Annotated in this window: 16 protein-coding genes; 11 read left to right on the top strand and 5 right to left on the bottom strand. The window is 69.3% G+C overall.

Features of this window, described 5'->3' with window-relative positions:
• The first annotated feature begins 11 nt into the window (after positions 1-11).
• Together ACFUCU_RS02035 and ACFUCU_RS02040 are read left to right on the top strand one after the other, a co-directional pair.
• Positions 12-1,289 (top strand): CapA family protein, encoded by a 1,278-nt coding sequence (locus ACFUCU_RS02035; RefSeq protein ID WP_377970341.1) that lies wholly within the window; start codon positions 12-14, stop codon positions 1,287-1,289.
• A 2-nt stretch (positions 1,290-1,291) separates the two neighbouring features.
• The gene (locus ACFUCU_RS02040) at positions 1,292-2,194 is read left to right on the top strand and encodes an alpha/beta fold hydrolase (RefSeq protein ID WP_377970343.1); all 903 of its coding nucleotides are present in this window, start codon (positions 1,292-1,294) and stop codon (positions 2,192-2,194) included.
• 10 nt (positions 2,195-2,204) lie between these two features.
• Here the strand turns inward: ACFUCU_RS02040 and ACFUCU_RS02045 are convergent, their stop codons facing one another.
• The 3 genes from ACFUCU_RS02045 to ACFUCU_RS02055 form a co-directional block, all read right to left on the bottom strand.
• Positions 2,205-2,672, bottom strand: a complete 468-nt coding sequence (locus ACFUCU_RS02045) for a GNAT family N-acetyltransferase (RefSeq protein ID WP_290257715.1) — start codon at positions 2,670-2,672, stop codon at positions 2,205-2,207.
• Between the two features lie 20 nt (positions 2,673-2,692).
• Positions 2,693-3,400 (bottom strand): type 1 glutamine amidotransferase, encoded by a 708-nt coding sequence (locus tag ACFUCU_RS02050; protein WP_377970789.1) that lies wholly within the window; start codon positions 3,398-3,400, stop codon positions 2,693-2,695.
• 83 nt (positions 3,401-3,483) lie between these two features.
• Positions 3,484-4,788, bottom strand: a complete 1,305-nt coding sequence (locus ACFUCU_RS02055) for a Mur ligase family protein (RefSeq protein WP_290257716.1) — start codon at positions 4,786-4,788, stop codon at positions 3,484-3,486.
• A 91-nt stretch (positions 4,789-4,879) separates the two neighbouring features.
• Here ACFUCU_RS02055 and pdxT point away from each other — a divergent pair, with 91 nt between their 5' ends.
• The 9 genes from pdxT to ACFUCU_RS02100 all read left to right on the top strand — a co-directional run bounded on the left by pdxT (position 4,880) and on the right by ACFUCU_RS02100 (position 14,792).
• Positions 4,880-5,581, top strand: a complete 702-nt coding sequence (gene pdxT / locus ACFUCU_RS02060; protein ID WP_377970345.1) for a pyridoxal 5'-phosphate synthase glutaminase subunit PdxT — start codon at positions 4,880-4,882, stop codon at positions 5,579-5,581.
• Positions 5,582-5,584: 3 nt separating this feature from the next.
• A complete protein-coding gene (locus ACFUCU_RS02065) occupies positions 5,585-6,340 on the top strand; it encodes a YebC/PmpR family DNA-binding transcriptional regulator (protein WP_290257718.1) in 756 nt (251 codons plus the stop codon).
• A complete protein-coding gene (ruvC, locus tag ACFUCU_RS02070) occupies positions 6,337-6,945 on the top strand; it encodes a crossover junction endodeoxyribonuclease RuvC (RefSeq protein WP_290257719.1) in 609 nt (202 codons plus the stop codon). Before ACFUCU_RS02065 ends, ruvC begins: the two co-directional genes overlap by 4 nt.
• A 67-nt stretch (positions 6,946-7,012) precedes the next feature.
• Positions 7,013-7,657 (top strand): Holliday junction branch migration protein RuvA, encoded by a 645-nt coding sequence (gene ruvA / locus ACFUCU_RS02075; protein ID WP_377970346.1) that lies wholly within the window; start codon positions 7,013-7,015, stop codon positions 7,655-7,657.
• On the top strand, positions 7,650-8,726 hold the full coding sequence (gene ruvB, locus ACFUCU_RS02080) for a Holliday junction branch migration DNA helicase RuvB (protein WP_377970348.1): 1,077 nt from the start codon (positions 7,650-7,652) through the stop codon (positions 8,724-8,726). Before ruvA ends, ruvB begins: the two co-directional genes overlap by 8 nt.
• 211 nt (positions 8,727-8,937) lie before the next feature.
• Entirely contained in the window at positions 8,938-9,366 is a 429-nt protein-coding gene (gene yajC, locus ACFUCU_RS02085; RefSeq protein WP_377970350.1) for a preprotein translocase subunit YajC, read from the top strand.
• A 106-nt stretch (positions 9,367-9,472) separates the two neighbouring features.
• Positions 9,473-11,248: a protein translocase subunit SecD gene (secD, locus tag ACFUCU_RS02090; protein WP_290257723.1), complete on the top strand. Its 1,776-nt coding sequence runs from the start codon at positions 9,473-9,475 to the stop codon at positions 11,246-11,248.
• The gene (secF, locus tag ACFUCU_RS02095) at positions 11,249-12,256 is read left to right on the top strand and encodes a protein translocase subunit SecF (protein ID WP_290257724.1); all 1,008 of its coding nucleotides are present in this window, start codon (positions 11,249-11,251) and stop codon (positions 12,254-12,256) included. It abuts the gene before it with no gap.
• Between the two features lie 142 nt (positions 12,257-12,398).
• Positions 12,399-14,792: a RelA/SpoT family protein gene (locus tag ACFUCU_RS02100; RefSeq protein ID WP_377970353.1), complete on the top strand. Its 2,394-nt coding sequence runs from the start codon at positions 12,399-12,401 to the stop codon at positions 14,790-14,792.
• A 23-nt stretch (positions 14,793-14,815) separates the two neighbouring features.
• Here ACFUCU_RS02100 and ACFUCU_RS02105 read toward each other — a convergent pair whose 3' ends face one another.
• Together ACFUCU_RS02105 and ACFUCU_RS02110 are read right to left on the bottom strand one after the other, a co-directional pair.
• Positions 14,816-15,421, bottom strand: a complete 606-nt coding sequence (locus tag ACFUCU_RS02105) for a type IV toxin-antitoxin system AbiEi family antitoxin (RefSeq protein ID WP_377970354.1) — start codon at positions 15,419-15,421, stop codon at positions 14,816-14,818.
• A gap of 110 nt (positions 15,422-15,531) precedes the next feature.
• On the bottom strand, positions 15,532-17,019 hold the full coding sequence (locus tag ACFUCU_RS02110; RefSeq protein WP_377970356.1) for a DUF349 domain-containing protein: 1,488 nt from the start codon (positions 17,017-17,019) through the stop codon (positions 15,532-15,534).
• Positions 17,020-17,062: the final 43 nt, after the last annotated feature.

A 17,062-nucleotide genomic window follows, 5' to 3' on the forward strand; every position in this document is an offset into this window, starting at 1 on the left:
ACGATGTGGCCATGGGGACTCCACATCGTTCGCGCCCGGCCCGCGTTGCGGCCGGCCTGCTCTCGTTTGCCATCGCTGCCACGCTGAGCTCCTGCGGGGTGTTGGCCCGCCCGGACGGGTATGCCGCCGGGACCGCGAATGCCGGCGCGACGGCGTCGGGGCAGGCATCGGGGCAGTCGCAGGGCTCGCCGTCGTCGTCGCCCAGCCCGACGCCGATCCCCACCCCGACACCCGGGAAGGGCCCCGCCTGCGCCGCCGTCCGCTGCACGTCCGTGCTGGTCACCGGCGACATGCTGGTCCACGCCCAGCTCTGGGACCAGGCCCGCGCCGACGCCCTGGCCGCCGGGGCCAAGGGCCTGGACTTCGGCCCGTTGCTGGAGGGCCAGCGCCGCTACATCGCGAAGGCGGACCTGGCCATTTGCCACCAGGAAACCCCGGTGGCCGGGCCCACCGGCCCCTTCTCCGCCTACCCGTCCTTCAACGTCCCGCCGCAGATCATCACCGCCGCCCAGCAGGTCGGTTACCAGGCCTGCACCACGGCCAGCAACCACACCATCGACCGGGGCACCGCCGGCCTGGTCCGCACCCTGGACGCCCTGGACGCGGCCGGCCTGCAGCACACCGGGTCCTACCGCACCGAGGCTGATTCGCAGGGCGTGCTCATCCTGCAGACCGCCGCCGCCAAGATCGCCATCATCGAGGGCGCCTACGGCCTCAACGGCCAAACCCCCGAGTACGCCTGGCAGGTGGACATGCTGGATCCGGCCGCCATGATCGCCAAGGCGAAGAAGGCCCGCGCCCAGGGTGCCGACATCGTGCTGGGCGTGATGCACGCCGGCGAGGAGTACGCCAGCGTCCCGAACGCCGAACAGCGCGACGCCGCCCACGCGCTGGTGGACAGCGGCCAGTTCACCATGATCTACGGCCATCACACCCACTCGGTGCTGCCCATCGAACAGTACAAGGGCACGTGGATCGTCTACGGGCTGGGCAACGGCATCACGGAACTCTCGCCAACGTACGTCGTGAACAACGAGGGTCTCCTGGTGCGGGCGCAGTTCAGCCAGGACGCGGCGGGCAAGTGGATGGCCTCGGACCTGGCCTGGGCGCCGTCGGTGATCGTCCGCGGCCCGTACCGCTGGTGCTCGGTGGCCGCCGACGCGCCGCAGGGCCCCTGCGCCGGTCCGGCCGCCGACGCCGCCACCCGCCAGCGCACCAAGGCCGTGGTCGAATCGATGGGAGCGGCGACGGCCGGCGCCCACGAACTGCTGATCACAAAGGAGAAGTAGCGATGACCGACGAAGGGGCCGGATTCACGGCGGCGGAACAGGGATCGCGGCCGGTACGACGGCGGGAGGTCCGGCAGGGCGCCGCGGGACTGGCTGTCTTCGAGTACGGCCGGGAGCCGGGGCCGGGCGTGCCGAGCCTGTTGCTGATCCACGGCTATCCCGACGACCACCAGGTGTTCCTGCCCGTGATCGCCGAGCTTGCCGGGACGCACCACATGATCGCCTACGACACCCGCAACGCGGGGGAGTCCCGCGTCGCGGCGGACGGCGGGACGGCCGACTACTCGCTGGCCGCGCTGGTGGACGACGCCTTCGCCGTCCTCTCTGCCGTCGGCGTCGGGAACGTTCACCTGGTGGGCCACGACTGGGGCTCCATCCAAGGCTGGGCAGTGGTCAGGGATCCGCGCGCCACCGGGGCGATCGGCCGCTACACCAGCATCTCCGGGCCCGACATGGGCCACTTCTCCCGCTGGATCAACGCCCGGATCCGGCGCCCGCGTGAGTGGGGAAAGCTCGGCGGTCAGCTGCTCCGCAGCTGGTACCTGATGGCGTTCCAGGTGCCCGTCCTGCCCGAGGCGACGTGGCGGCTGGTGCTCACCCGCCGCTTTGAGCAGGCCGCGCACCGGCCCCTGGGGGACAACCCCGTCCGCGGGCTGGCCCTCTACCGGAGCAACCTCTTTGGCCGCGGCGCCCGCACCGGCCGGCCGTCCGGGGCAACCCGGCGGGTGCACATCCCGGTGCAGGTGGTGGTGCCACTGCGGGACGCCTACCTCTCGCCCCACCTAACCGAGGACCTCGAGGGCTGGATCGATGACCTCACGGTCGTCCGGGTGGACGGCGGCCATTGGTGGCCCGCCAGCCGCCCGGCCGAGTTCGCACGGCTGCTTCGCGGCGGGGGATCGTGAGAGGCCCCGCCTAGCCCTCCGACAGCTCCAGGGTCATGAACACGCTGTTCGGGTCGGCGGTGTAGTCGGCGAACGGCGGGCAGACCGCGAAGCCGTGCCGCAGGTAGAGTCTGCGTGCCGCCGCGAAGTAGTCCTGGGAACCGGTTTCCAGGCTGACCCGGTTGAAGCCACGCTCCCGCGCCTCGGCGAGGAGCCGCCCCAGCAGGCCGCCGGCGACGCCGCGCCCGCGGGCGTCCCGGGCGGTCCGCATCGACTTGATCTCCGCACCGCCCGCGCCGAGGTCCTTGAGGGCGCCGCAGCCAAGCAGGATGCCGTCTTCGCGGGCGGTCCAGAAGCTGATCGCGGGTCCGGCGAGGGCGCCGACGTCGAGCGCGTGGACGCTCTCGGCCGGCGAGGTCGCGAACATGTCCGCCAGGTGTTCCTCGAGCAGGATCCGCACGTCCGCGCGGTCCGGCGCGTCAGGGGCGTAGCTGATCATGGCCGGTTCCGGGGCGATCCCTAGCGCGGCCGGCGGGCGGCGTGCTCGCGGGCCAGGACGGCGTACCGGTCGTCCGGGGTGCCCGGCGTGAAGCTGCCGTACTTGCGTTCCACCGCGGTCTTGATCAGGAAGTCGGCCAGCGCCGGGTTCTTCGGCAGCAACGAGCCGTGGAGGTAGCTCGCCACGATGTTCCGGTACCGGGCGCCCTCATGGCCGCCGCCGCTGTTGTTGCCGGTGCCCTTGGCGGTGGTGCCCAAGGGTTCGACGCCGGGACCCAGGGTGGTCTGGCCGCTGTGGTTCTCGTAGCCCAGGACGGTCCCGAACTCGGGGGTGGAGACGCTGACGTTGCCGATCAACCGCTCGTCCGTGCCGTTCGTCTCGACATCCAGGATGCCGATCCCGGGGATGACCGAGCCGGTCCGGGTCCGGAAGAACTTCCCGAACAACTGGTAGAGGCCGCAGATGACCAGCATGGGCGTGCCGTCCTCGGCGAGTTCGCGAAGCACCGTTTCCCGGGACAGCAGGTCGTCCTGGATCACCAGCTGGCCGCTGTCCTGGCCGCCGCCACCGACGATCAGGTCCACGTTCGCGGGGAAGTCGTCGCCCACGTTGTATTCGAGCAGTTCGGGCGTGTAGCCGTGCCAGCGCAGCCGCTGCGCCAGGACCAGGGCGTTGCCCCAGTCGCCGTAAATGTTCATGTCCCGCGGGTAGAGCTGCAGCACCCGGATGGTGCCCTTGCTGGGAGCGGCGGGTTCCTCCGGGGGAAGCTCGTGGCCGTGGGAGAGTTCGTGCTGCGGACCGGTTTCCGGGGTCACGAGACCACCTCCACTGTGGTGATTTTGGACAGCTCGCGGCGGATGGCCAGCATGGCTGTGTAGGTGCAGAAGATCCGCTTCGGCCGGTCCTTGGCGCCGCGGATGAACGCGGCCAGGGCCGGAGCGATCTCCGTGTCGACCGCGCCGATGGCGACGTCGTCGTATTGCAGGCGCAGGGCCATGTCGTACGCACGGGAACCGGTCAGCTGGTCCACGCCGCCCTCGCGGAGGGTGTCGAACTCCACGTCCCAGAGCCAGGACATGTCCCGGCCGTCGGCGTAGTTGTCGTTGATCGCGATCATGGTCGCGTAGCCTGCGGCCGGGAAGGATTTGAGCCCCAGCCGGAAGCCGCTCGGGTTCTTGACCAGCACCAGGTCCAGCGGCAGGCCGTCCACCACCAGGCTCTCGCCGCGGCCGAACGCCGGCGCGACGTTGCCCAGGGCCGTGAGCAGGCCGGCGTGGTCCGTGGCGGTACCGCGGACGGCGGCGATGGCGCGGGCCAGGGTCAGGGCCGCGGCGGCGTTGAAGATGTTGTAGACGCCGCGCAGCTTCATCGGCGTCGACACGGTGGCGCCGTCGTAGTCGAAATCTGCGTCGGCCGGGCCCACGCGGCGGAGGACGACGTCGGCATTCGGCTTCGCGGGGGCGTCCGGAACCGGGCTGCCCGGGGCGGAGCGCATGTCGTCGTCATTGGGGAAGGTGCTCAGCAGCGAGTCGTCCAGCCCGAAGTAGCGGACCTCCGGCCCGCCCACGGCCGGGGTGGCGAGCGTGGCGGCGATCCGGGCCACCCGCGGATCCTCGCGGTTCAACACGACGGTCCCGGTGGTCTTCGAGGCAATGTGCTGCAACAGGTCCGCGGTCTTGTCGATCTCGCCGAACCGGTCCAGCTGGTCCCGGAGGACGTTCAGCAGCAGGCAGTAGCGCGGCGGGACCTTGTTGACGAAGTGCACCGCGTGGGCTTCGTCCAGCTCCAGCACCGCGATGTCGGCGTCAAGCCTGCCGCGCCAGTCCACCTCACCGAGCAGCGCGGCGGCGACGCCGCGGGTGAAGTTGCTGCCCGTGCGGTTGGTGAAGACCTTCAGGCCCTGGCTCTCGAGGAGTTCCACGACCATCTTGGTGGTGGTGGTCTTGCCGTTCGTTCCGCTGACGACGGCGACGCCGAGCGGCAGCGTGGCCAGCGTCCTCTGCATGAAGCCGGGGTCGATTTTCTCGACCACCAGGCCGGGAAGGGCGGAGCCTCCACCCCGGAGCCGGGAGACCCGGCGGACGAACTTGCCGAGCGGGACGCTGAAGTAGAGCATGCCTTGTAATATATCCCAGCCGGGGCATAGAACCCGGCCCGGGGCCCCGCGCGGTGCGGCCCGCGGCGGACGGCCGCACTATGCTGGCAGGATGACCTCCCCACTCTTCCCGCCCGGCTCCAGCGTGGGCTCGGGCCTGCGCATCGGCGTCCTGGCGCTCCAGGGCGACTTCCGCGAGCACCTGCTTGCGGTGGAAGCCGCCGGAGCTACGGGCGTCGGCGTCCGCCGGCCCGGCGAACTCGACGGCCTGGACGGACTCATCATTCCCGGCGGCGAATCGACCACCATCGACAAGCTCTCCCGTGCCTTCGAACTCCGCGAACCCCTCGTCGGCCGGATCCGCGACGGCCTGCCGGTCTACGGCTCCTGCGCCGGCATGATCCTGCTGGCCGACGACCTCACCGACCCGGCCACCGACCTGGCCGGTAACCCGCAGCAGACCTTCGGCGGCCTGGACATGACCGTCCGGCGGAACGCCTTCGGCCGGCAGCGGGAATCCTTTGAAACGGACCTGGACTTCAAGGGACTGGAGTTCAGCGCCGGGGACACCGGCGTCGCCCCCGTGCACGCCGTGTTCATCCGCGGCCCGTGGGTGGAACGCGTGGGATCCGGCGTTGAGGTCCTCGCCCGGGTGGAACCCACCGGCACCGGAGCCTCCGGCGTGCTGGACGGGGCCGCTAGAATTGTTGCAGTGCGTTCCGGCAAGCTGCTGGCCACCTCCTTCCACCCGGAAGTGACAGGGGAAAAGCGCGTGCATGAACTGTTTATTCGAATGATCAGAGGAGAAGCGTAAAGCATGTCAGGCCACTCCAAATGGGCGACGACCAAGCACAAAAAGGCCATCATCGATAGCCGACGGGCCAAGTCGTTCGCAAAGCTGATCAAGAACATCGAAGTTGCCGCCCGGATGGGCGGACCGGACCTCGCCGGCAACCCCGGCCTGGAACTGGCCGTCACCAAGGCCAAGAAGACCTCGGTCCCCAACGACAACATCGATCGCGCCATCAAGCGCGGCGCCGGCCTCACCGGCGAGGTCGTGGACTACACCGAGATCATGTACGAATGCCGCGGCCCGCAGGGTTCGGCCCTGCTGATCGAGTGCCTCACGGACAACAAGAACCGTGCCGCCTCCGAGGTCCGCCTGGCCATCTCCCGCAACGGCGGCACCATCGCCGACCCCGGGTCCGTCAGCTACCTCTTCACCCGCAAGGGCGTCGTGTCTTTGCCCAAGAACGGCCTGACCGAGGACGACGTGCTGATGGCCGTCCTCGACGCCGGCGCCGAGGAGGTCAAGGACAACGGCGAGAGCTTCGAGATCCACTCCGAGCCGACCGACCTGCAGGCCATCCGCGACGCGCTCAAGGAAGCCGGGATCGAATACGACACCGACGAGGCCGAGTTCGTGCCCTCCATGCAGGTCCCGCTGGACCTCGAGGCGGCAAAGAAGTTCATGAAGCTCGTCGACGCCCTCGAGGACCTCGACGACGTCCAGAACGTCTACAGCAACGCTGACCTGAGCGACGAAGTACAGGCCGCCCTGGAAGCCGAGTGACCCTTCGCGTCCTCGGCGTCGACCCCGGCCTCACCCGCTGCGGGATCGGCGTCGTGGACGTCGAACGTAACCGCCGCGCCACCATGGTGGACTTCGGCGTCGTCGGCACCTCGCCGGAGGAAAGCCTGGACCAGCGGCTGCTGGTGATCGCCACCGCCATCGACGAGTGGCTGGACAAGTACCAGCCGCAGGTCCTGGCCGTTGAGCGGGTTTTCTCGCAGCTCAATGTCAGCACCGTGATGGGCGTCGCCCAGGCCTCCGGCGTCGTCATCGCCGCCGCGGCCCGGCGAGGCATCCCCGTCGCCCTGCACACCCCCTCGGAGGTCAAGGCGGCCGTGACCGGCAGCGGGACCTCCAACAAGGATGCCGTGACCAAGCTGGTCACCAAGATCCTGCGCCTGGACGCCCCGCCGCGACCGGCCGACGCCGCCGACGCCCTGGCCCTGGCCATCACGCATGCGTGGCGTTCCGGCGGGGGAGTCGCCGCGGCCGGTGCCGCCAGTGCGCGGATCCCGACGGCGGCCGCCGCGTCGCGCTCGGCGCTCACCCCGGCGCAGCGGGCCTGGGCCGACGCGGAGCTCAAAGCGCGCCGTGCCGCCAAGTAACGGGCCAAACCTCCGCCCGCTTGGTACGGTATTCGTAGATATGTTCGGATAACTCAGGAGCCAGGCCTTGATCAGTTTTCTCCGCGGAACCGTTGCGCACGTCGGCCTCTCCTCGGCGGTGATCGACCTCAACGGTGCCGGCATGAGCGTCTACGCCACTCCGCAGACCCTCAGCAAGCTCCATGTCGGCGAGGAGGGCAAGGTCTTCACCTCGCTCATCGTCCGCGAGGACTCGCTCACCCTCTTCGGCTTCGCCAGCGACGACGAGCGGGAGGTCTTCGACATCCTGCTCAGCGTCAGCGGCGTCGGGCCGCGGCTGGCGTTGGCGGTCCTCGCCGTCCACGACCCCGAGGCCATCCGCGTCGCCGCGCACTCCGGCGACGGCAAGGCGTTTACAAAGGTCCCCGGCATCGGCCCCAAGGTCGCCGGCCGCATCGTCCTCGAACTCGCCGGCAAGCTGGTCCCGCACGGCACCACCGACGCCGCCGCCACGGTCCGCTCGGTCGAGGCCGTGTGGAAGCCGCAGGTGGTCGCGGCCATGACCAGCCTCGGGTGGTCCGAGAAAGACGCCACCAGCAGCATCGACAAATCCCTGGCCGACTCCCCGGAACTGGCCGAGCGCGGCAACGTTGCCGAGATCCTCCGCGCCACCCTGCGCTGGCTGGGCCAGGACGGCGCCCGTGCCGGGAACCGGGTAGGCACCCGTGGCTGAGCCGTCCCTCGTCGCCGGGGGAGAGGAGCCCGAGGAGCGCGCCATCGAGGCGGCGCTCCGGCCCAAGAACCTGCACGACTTCGTCGGCCAGCACCGGGTCCGCAAGCAGTTGTCCCTGGTCCTTGAGGCCTCCCGCATCCGCGGCCGCAGCGCCGACCATGTGCTACTCTCCGGCCCTCCCGGCTTGGGCAAGACCACCCTGTCCATGATCATCGCCGCGGAAATGAACGCCCCGCTCCGGATCAGCAGCGGCCCCGCCATCCAGCACGCCGGCGACCTCGCCGCCATCCTGTCCTCGCTCTCCGAGGGCGAGGTGCTGTTCCTGGATGAGATCCACCGCATGTCCCGGCCCGCCGAGGAAATGCTATACATGGCCATGGAGGACTTCCGCGTCGACATCGTTGTCGGCAAGGGAGCCGGCGCGACGGCCATTCCGCTGGAACTGCCGCCGTTCACCCTGGTCGGTGCCACCACCCGCGCCGGCCTGCTGCCCGGTCCACTTCGTGACCGCTTCGGCTTCACCGGCCACCTCGAGTTCTACGCCGTCGAGGAACTGGAACTGGTGCTCCGCCGCTCCGCCGGGCTGCTGGACCTGAAGGTCAACTCGGCCGGATTCAGCGAGATCGCCGGACGCTCCCGCGGCACGCCCCGCATCGCCAACCGGCTGCTGCGCCGGGTCCGCGACTGGGCGCTGGTGCACGGCGTGGAGCAGATCGATGCCCGCAGCGCCTCGGCCGCCCTGGACATGTACGAGGTGGACAAGCGGGGCCTTGACCGGCTGGACCGCGCCGTCCTGGAAGCGCTGATCACCAAGTTCGGCGGCGGCCCCGTGGGCCTGTCCACGCTGGCGATTGCCGTCGGCGAAGAAACCGAAACCGTCGAAACCGTCGCCGAGCCCTACCTGGTCCGGGAAGGCCTGCTGGGCCGCACCCCGCGCGGACGGATCGCCCTCGCCCCCGCCTGGACCCATCTGGGCTTCGCGGTTCCCGCCGGGGTCTTCGGACAGGAACCCCTGGGCCTGTTCGAGGAAGACGGCGCCGGCGGGGAACCGGCCGCAACCCATCCGTAACCGGCAATAGCACTCGCCCGGGCCGTTTTCCCTTTAGACTGGTATGACGCTCGGCACGTTCGGGCCTTCGTTTCCGCAGGGCGGCTCCCGCCAGCCGCCGCTGGCCGGCATGGGTTTGCTGCCGGGCCGTGCGCCGCGTGGCCAGGGACGAAGCTGACGGTGCTGTGAAACCAGCTTGCAAGTACAGAACGGAACTTTCCCCTTGGATCCAATGACAATTCTCCTGTTCGTCATGCTCGGCGTGTTCGTCTTCATGATGTTCCGCCGCAACAAGAAGACGCAGCAGCAGCAGGCAGAGCTCCAGTCGAAGTTCGGGCCCGGCGTTGACGTGATGACCAGCTTCGGCCTGTTCGGCCGCATCGTCTCCATCGACGACGCCGAGAACAAGGTTGTCCTGGAACTGTCCCCGGGCAACACCGCCACGGTCCACCGCCAGGCCGTGACCAAGATCGTCGAGCCGGTCGCCGCCGCCGAGGAGCCGACCGTGGTTCCCGACGACGCCTCCTCGCTCACCCTCGGCAAGGCCGACACCCACGACGCCGGCGTCGCCGGTGCAGCCCCGGCCGCGGAGGCCCCGCGCGCCGAAACGCCGGAGGAAACCCTGCGCCGCCTGAACGATGAGAACAGGAAAGACAGCTAGTCTGCCTCCTGAGCTACCCGCGGAACCACGGTGCGCGGGCATCCGCCGGTGCGGGCCTGAGAGGTCTGCGCCGGCGGTTCTTCCGTAAACAATAGAAAGATCGACAATGGCACGAACTGGCCCTAAAAACTCAGCCCGCAGGGTGCTGGTCTGGCTTGGCGTTATCCTCGTCGCCCTGACCGCAGTCCTGGCCGGCGGCACCATGGCCGGACAGGCCAGCTGGGCTCCCAAGCTCGCCCTGGACCTCGAAGGCGGCACCCAGATGATCCTGGCGCCCAAGGTCGAGGGCAACACGGGCATCAACGAAGACCAGCTCAACCAGGCCGTGGCGATCATCCGCCAGCGCGTGGACGGCTCCGGCGTCGCCGAGGCCGAAATCTCCACCCAGTCCGGGCGCAACGTCGTCGTCAGCCTCCCGGGTACCCCCTCCAAGGAAACCCGCGCCCTGATCCAGGCCTCCGCGGACATGAACTTCCGCCCGGTCATCCAGGCCGGTGCCGGCGCTGCAGTGCCCGAAGCCCAGCGCACCCCCGAGGATAAGCTGCCCAAGCCCACCGCCGCTCCCGCGAACAGCAGCGACGAGAACTGGGTCACCGCCGACGTCTACAAGAAGTTCGAGGCGCTCGACTGCGACAACCCGTCCCAGGACAAGCAGGAACGCTCCGACCCGGCCAAGCCGCTGGTCACCTGCGAGCCCGCCGCCGACGGCAAGCCCGCGGTGAAGTACATCCTCGGCCCGGTGGAGGTGAAGGGCTCGGACATCAAGACCTCGTCCTTCCAGCTCCAGCGCGGCGCCCAGGGCGCCGTCACCAACGAGTGGGCCGTCGACATCCAGTTCAATGATCAGGGCACCGCCAAGTTCAAGACCGTCACCGAGCGGCTGAACCAGTTCTACGTCGCCGCCGGCGGCGCCACCGGCTCGGACCCGAAGTCCCAGTTCGCGATCGTCCTGGACGATCAGGTCATCTCCGCCCCGCGGTCGCAGGCCGTCATCACCGACGGACGCCCGCAGATCACCGGCGGCTTTACCGAACAATCCGCCAAGGCGCTTTCGGACCAGCTCCGCTTCGGCGCCCTGCCAATCAGCTTCGACATCCAGAGCGAGCAGCAGATCTCCGCCACCCTCGGCGGGGAGCAGCTGCGCATGGGCATGCTCGCCGGTCTCATCGGCCTGCTGCTGGTGGTCGTGTACTCGCTGTTCCAGTACCGGGCCCTCGGCTTCGTCACCGTCGCCTCGCTCGTCGTCGCCGGTGCCCTGACGTACCTCGCCATCGCGATCCTGGGCTGGACGGAGAACTACCGCCTGTCCCTGGCCGGCGTGGCCGGCATCATCGTGGCCATCGGTCAGACCGCCGACTCCTTCATCGTCTACTTCGAACGCATCCGCGACGAACTGCGTGAGGGCCGCGGCCTGGTCTCGGCCGTGGAGAACGGCTGGAAGCGCGCCAAGCGGACCGTCCTGGCTTCCAAGGCCGTGAACCTCCTGGCCGCCCTGGTGCTGTACTTCGTCGCCGTCGGCAACGTCCGTGGCTTCGCCTTTACCCTGGGCCTGACCGCGATTGCCGACCTGATCGTCGTGTTCATGTTCACCCACCCGACGCTGCAGCTGCTGGCCCGGACCAAGTTCTTCGGCGAGGGCCACACCTTCTCCGGCCTGGATCCCAAGCGCCTCGGCGCGGTGCCGCTGTACCGCGGCGCGGGCCGGATCCGGACCCCCGAGGACAAGCCGGTCGCCGTCGTACGCGCCAAGAACACCAAGGCCGCGGCCGAAGCCGAACGGCGCATGACGATCGCAGAACGGCGTCTCGCGGAACGGCAGGAGCAGGCCGGCCAAAGCCAGCTCGCCGGTTCCGGCAAGAACTCGTCCAAGGAGGGCAAGTAAATGGCCAGCTTCGCTACATTCGGTAACGAGCTCTACACCGGCAAGCGCTCCTACGACTTCGTCGGGTCCAAGAAGATCTGGTTCCTGATCGCCGCGGCCGCCGTCGCGCTCTCGATCCTCCTCCCGGTGGTCAAGGGCGGCTTCAACCTCGGCATCGAGTTCCGCGGCGGCTCCGAGTTCACCGTCTCCAACGTCAAGGACCGCGACCCGGGCCTCGGCGAGAAGGCGGTCCAGGACGTCGTCTCCGGCAGCCTGCCGCGGGTGGCCAACGTCGCTGGCAACACCATGCGGATCCAGACCGACAAGCTCACCGACGACGAGACGCTGAAGATCAAGGACGGTCTGACCAAGGCCTACGGCGTGACGGACAACGAGGTGACCTCCACCTTCGTCGGCCCCACCTGGGGTGCGGACGTGACCCAGCAGGCCCTGCTCGGCCTGGCCGTCTTCGTCGGCCTCGCCGCGGTGCTGATGGCGCTGTACTTCCGGACCTGGAAGATGTCACTCTCGGCCCTGGCCGGCATGGCGGCCACGATGTTCATCACCGCCGGCGTGTACTCGCTCAGCGACTTCGAGGTCACCCCGTCCGCGATCATCGGCTTCCTCACGGTCCTCAGCTACTCGCTGTACGACACCGTGGTGGTCTTCGACAAGATCCGCGAGAACACCGCGGACCTGCAGGCGTCCACCCGGCGGACCTTCGCCGAAGAGGTCAACCTGGCCGTCAACCAGACCCTGGTCCGCTCCATCAACACCATGATGGTGGCGATCCTGCCGGTCGGCGCGATCCTCTTCATCGGTGCCGGGCTCCTCGGCGCCGGCACCCTGCGCGACCTGTCGCTCGCCCTCTTCGTGGGCATCCTGATCGGCACCGCCGCCACCATCTTCGTCGCCGCCCCGCTGTACGCGTGGCTGCGCCAGGGTGAGCCGGAGCTGGTCAAGCAGGCCAAGCGGGTGCAGCAGCGCCGGGCGGACAACGCCGCCAAGACCGCCGCCGCGACCGCCTGACAGGCCACTACAGCAGCACAGCCCGACGGGCCGGAGAACGTCCAGGACGCTCTCCGGCCCGTCGGCCGTTCGCGCCGGTTATCGAACTGTCTCGCCGCGGGAATACACTTGAGTAATTAACGGGTTGGAAGAGGTTGCTTTCTTGGAAGAACGTTCGACGTCGGCGCCTGCAGTACCGGCGGAAGAGGCCCACGGCCAGGGTTCACAGACTGGCGTGGCCGCTCCCGGACGCCCCGACGCGGCCGTGCCCGTAGACAACACCGGCACCCGTCCCACTTTCCCCGGCCGGCGCGAACGCACCCGCTCACGCCTGGCCCGCCTCACCGGCCGCGGCACCCCCGCCTACTCGCCGATCCTGGAGCCGTTGCTGCGCACCGTCCGCGCCAACAACCCCAAGGACGACTTCGAACTGATCCAGCGTGCCTTCGTGGTGGCCGAACGCTGCCACCGCGGCCAAAAGCGCAAGAGCGGGGATCCGTACATCACCCACCCCGTGGCGGTGGCGACCATCCTGGCCGAACTCGGCATGAACGGCACCACCCTCGCCGCTGCCCTGCTGCATGACACGGTGGAGGACACCTCCTACACGCTGGATGACCTCAAGGGGGAGTTCGGGCCCGAGGTGGCCATGCTGGTGGACGGCGTCACCAAGCTGGACAAGGTCAGCTTCGGCGAGGCCGCACAGTCCGAGACCGTCCGCAAGATGGTCGTGGCCATGGCCAAGGACATCCGCGTCCTCATGATCAAGCTCGCGGACCGGCTGCACAACGCCCGTACCTGGCGGTTTGTCTCCGCCGAATCCTCGGCCAAGAAGGCCCGCGAGACGCTGGAAATTTTCGCACCGCTGGCCCACCGTCTCGGCATGAACACCATCAAGTGGGAACTCGAAGACCTTTCCTTCGCGGCGCTCTACCCCAAGGTGTACGAGGAGATCGTCCGCATGGTGGGGGAGCGCACCCCCGAACGCGAGAAGAACCTGGCGGTCATCCGCAACCAGATCACCGAGGACCTGCGCGCGGCCAAGATCAAGGCCACCATCACCGGCCGGCCCAAGCACTACTACTCGATTTACCAGAAGATGATCGTCCGCGATAAGGACTTCGACGACATCAACGACCTCATGGGCGTCCGCGTCCTGGTCGACTCGGTCCGTGACTGTTACGCCGCCCTCGGCGCGATGCACTCCCGCTGGAACCCGTTGCCCGGCCGGTTCAAGGACTACATCGCGATGCCGAAGTTCAACATGTACCAGTCGCTGCACACCACGGTGATCGGCCCCGGCGGCAAGCCGGTGGAAATCCAGATCCGCACGCACGAGATGCACCGCCGCGCCGAGTACGGCGTCGCCGCGCACTGGAAGTACAAGGACCAGCCCAACCGCACCGCCGCCGGCCCCGGAAGCCCGCGGGACGGCGACATGGGCTGGCTGCGCTCCCTGGTGGACTGGCAGCAGGAAACCTCTGACCCGGGCGAGTTCCTGGACTCCCTGCGCTTCGAAATCAACGCCCGCGAGGTCTTCGTCTTCACCCCCAAGGGCGAGGTCATGGCCCTGCCGGCCGGGTCCACCCCGGTGGACTTCGCCTACGCCGTGCACACCGAGGTGGGTCACCGGACCATCGGCGCCCGCGTCAACGGCAAGCTCGTCCCGCTCAACAGCGAACTCAACCACGGCGACTGGGTGGAGATTTTCACCTCCAAGGCGGAGGGCGCCGGCCCCAGCCAGGACTGGCAGCACTTCGTCAAGAGCGCCCGGGCCCGGAACAAGATCCGCCAGTGGTTCAGCAAGGAACGCCGCGAAGAGGCAATCGACCGCGGCAAGGACCTGCTCACCAAGGCGATGCGCAAGCAGAACCTGCCGCTGCAGCGACTGATGACCCACGACGCCCTCGCCGCGATCGCCGAGGACTTCAAATACACGGACATCTCCGGCCTGTACGCCGGGGTGGGCGACGGTCACACCTCCGCCCAGTCCGTGATGGAGCGCCTGGTCGAGAGCCTGGGCGGCAACGACACGCCCGAAGACGACCTCACCGAGGTCTCCATCCCGGCCCAGGTGTCCAAGACCCGGTACTCCGACTCCGGCGTGGTGGTCCGCGGCGTGGACGACGTCTGGGTCAAGCTGGCCCGCTGCTGCACCCCGGTGCCGCCGGACCCGATCCTGGGCTTCGTCACCCGCGGTTCCGGAGTGTCGGTCCACCGCACCGACTGCACGAACGTCTCCGGCCTGATGGACCAGCCGGACCGGATTGTCGAGGTCGAGTGGGCACCCACCCAGTCGAGCGTGTTCCTCGTGGAGATCCAGGTCGAGGCACTGGACCGCAAGTCGCTGCTCTCCGACGTCACCCGGGTGCTCTCGGAGAACCATGTGAACATCCTCGCCGCCAGCGTCCACACCTCCACCGACCGGGTGGCGATCTCCAAGTTCGCCTTCGAGATGGGCGATCCGAAGTACCTGAGCCACGTGCTCAGCGCCGTCCGTCGGATCGATGGGGTCTTCGACGTCTACCGCACCACCGGCAACCGCCGCCGCAGCTAGCCCCGGAAGCTAGCCCTCACCGGCTACCCACTGCCCTCCCGGACCCTTTCCAGCACCGCGAGGGCCGAGTTCTTGTACGGCAGCCGCGGCACGGCCTCGACGGCCCGGACCAGCAGGTTCAGGCGGACGGGCAGTTCCGGCGCCGCCAGCAACGCGGTGAGCGCTGGCACGGCGTGTTCGGGCCGGACATGCAGGGCGATGTCGACGGCGGTGCGCAGCGGGCTGGAGACCATCAGCCCGCCCAGGCTCACCACATCCATGGTCCCGAGCCGCGTCTCGTGGAAGCTGCAGCCCCGGGCGCCGCGGAGGCTGGAGATGCGCCGGTTGGCGTCCACCAGGAGCGCCAGCCGGTCCGGCTCCCGGGCGCAGCCGTAGATCCAGGCCGCTGTCATCCGGCCGGCCACCACCCGCTGCCGGATGGCGGCCGGGATCAGCGCCGCCGCGGCCCGTGCGCGGAGCTGCGGCGTGGCCGGGGACCCGGGCGGCAGGAAGCCGCGCTGGGAGATCCGCGTCAGCACGCCGTCGGCCGCCATGGCCTGCAGTTCCGCCCACGAAAACAGCGGCCCCGGCGAGTACAGCACTGGCGGGTCGAACCCCGCGGGGACGGAGGGGGCCAACGGAAGGGTCATTGAGCCATCGTGCCGCGGTCCCCGGACATGGAACAGGCCCCGGTCCCGTCATGTGGATAACGGGGCCGGGGCCCGGGTAACACCTGTTCGGGCCGCTGGGGCCCGGGGTATCAGGAGAGTTCGTTCGCGGAGCGCTCCAGCTGTTCCAGCCACGCCTGGCGGGCCTCAAGGGCCTCCCGGGCATCCTTGATCTTCCGCTCGTCCCCGGCCTTTTCGGCCTTGGCGAGGTCCTCCTTCAGACCGGCGATGGCCGATTCCAGCTGCGAGAGCGCGCTGTTGGTGCGGGCCTTCGTCTCCGGGTTGGAGCGCTTCCAGTTCTCGTCCTCGGCGTGCCGGACGGCGTCCTCGACCTTGCGGAGACCGGCCTCGACGCGGCCCATGTCGGCGCGGGGAACCTTGCCGGCTTCCTCCCAGCGGTCACGGATGGACTGCAGTGCCTTCTTGGCGGCGGCGAGGTCCGTGATCGGCAGCAGCCCGATGGCCTCGGCCAGGAGCGCCTCCTTCACCACGAGGTTCGCGCCATATTCCTGGTCGATTTCCTCGTTGGCGGCCTGTCGGTTCGTGAAGAATACGTCCTGGGCGGCGCGGAAGCGTGCCCAGAGCGCGTCGTCGTCCTTGCGGCTGGCGCGCGGGGCGGCCTTCCACTGGTCCATCAGGCGGCGGTATTCGCCGGCGGCGTAGCCCCAGTCGGTGGAGGAGGAGAGCGCCTCGGCCTCGACGATCAGCTTCTCCTTCGCGGCCTTGGCGGCGGAGTTGTTGCTGTCCAGCTGGGAGAAGTAGGCGCGGCGGTGCCGGTCGAAGACCGTGCGCGCGGCGCGGAACCGCTTCCACAGGGCATCCTCGTTGCTGCGGCCGAGCCGGACGCCGCTCTTCTGGGCGGTCTTCCAGTTCTCGAACAGCTCGTTCATCCGGGCGCTGGAGGTCTTCCACTGCACCTGGGACGGATCCTGCGCGGAGATCTGCTCGGCCTCGGCGACGATCGCCTCACGGGCAGCGAGCTCGGCCGCGCGGACGGCGTCGTGTTCGGCCTTTTCGGACTTCTCCAGTTCGGTGATCTGGCCGGAGAGGGTGTCCAGGCGGCCCTCGGCGGCGCGCAGGTCGCCCACCATGTTCCGCTCGGCCAGCTGCTCGCGCAGGTGGGTAACGGTCTTCTGCATGTCCGCGGCGGGGGCCTTGGACGCGACGCGCTGTTCCAGCAGGACGATCTGGGCCACGACGTCGTCGTACTTGCGGGCGAAGTACGCCAGCGCCTCGTCGTCGCTCACGCCGGGGTACTGGCCCACCGGGTGCTCGGCGCCATCGATGGTGAGGAAGACGTGGCCGTCACCCTCCACCCGGCCCCAGCGGGCGGCCTCGGCGGCCGAGGTGCTCGGGGCAGCTGCGGCGACGGCGGGAGCGGCCGGCGACGGCGCTGCCTTGGGCCGTGCCGCGAAGGCAGCGGGGGAGGGAGCAGGGCGCGGGGCCGGCCGGGGTGCGGCCGCCGGAGCCGGAGCCGCGGGGGCCTCCGCCGCGGGAGCCTGTTCCGTCACCGGCGCGCCGGATTCAATCTCGCTGGCAGCTGCTGCCACTGTTTCGTCGGATTTCTGACTGTCTGTCACCGCTAGAAGTCTTTCGCTTGGAGGGAAATACCGGGACCGATGC

Source organism: Arthrobacter sp. NPDC057259, assembly GCF_042668995.1.
Taxonomy (GTDB): Bacteria; Actinomycetota; Actinomycetes; order Actinomycetales; family Micrococcaceae; genus Arthrobacter.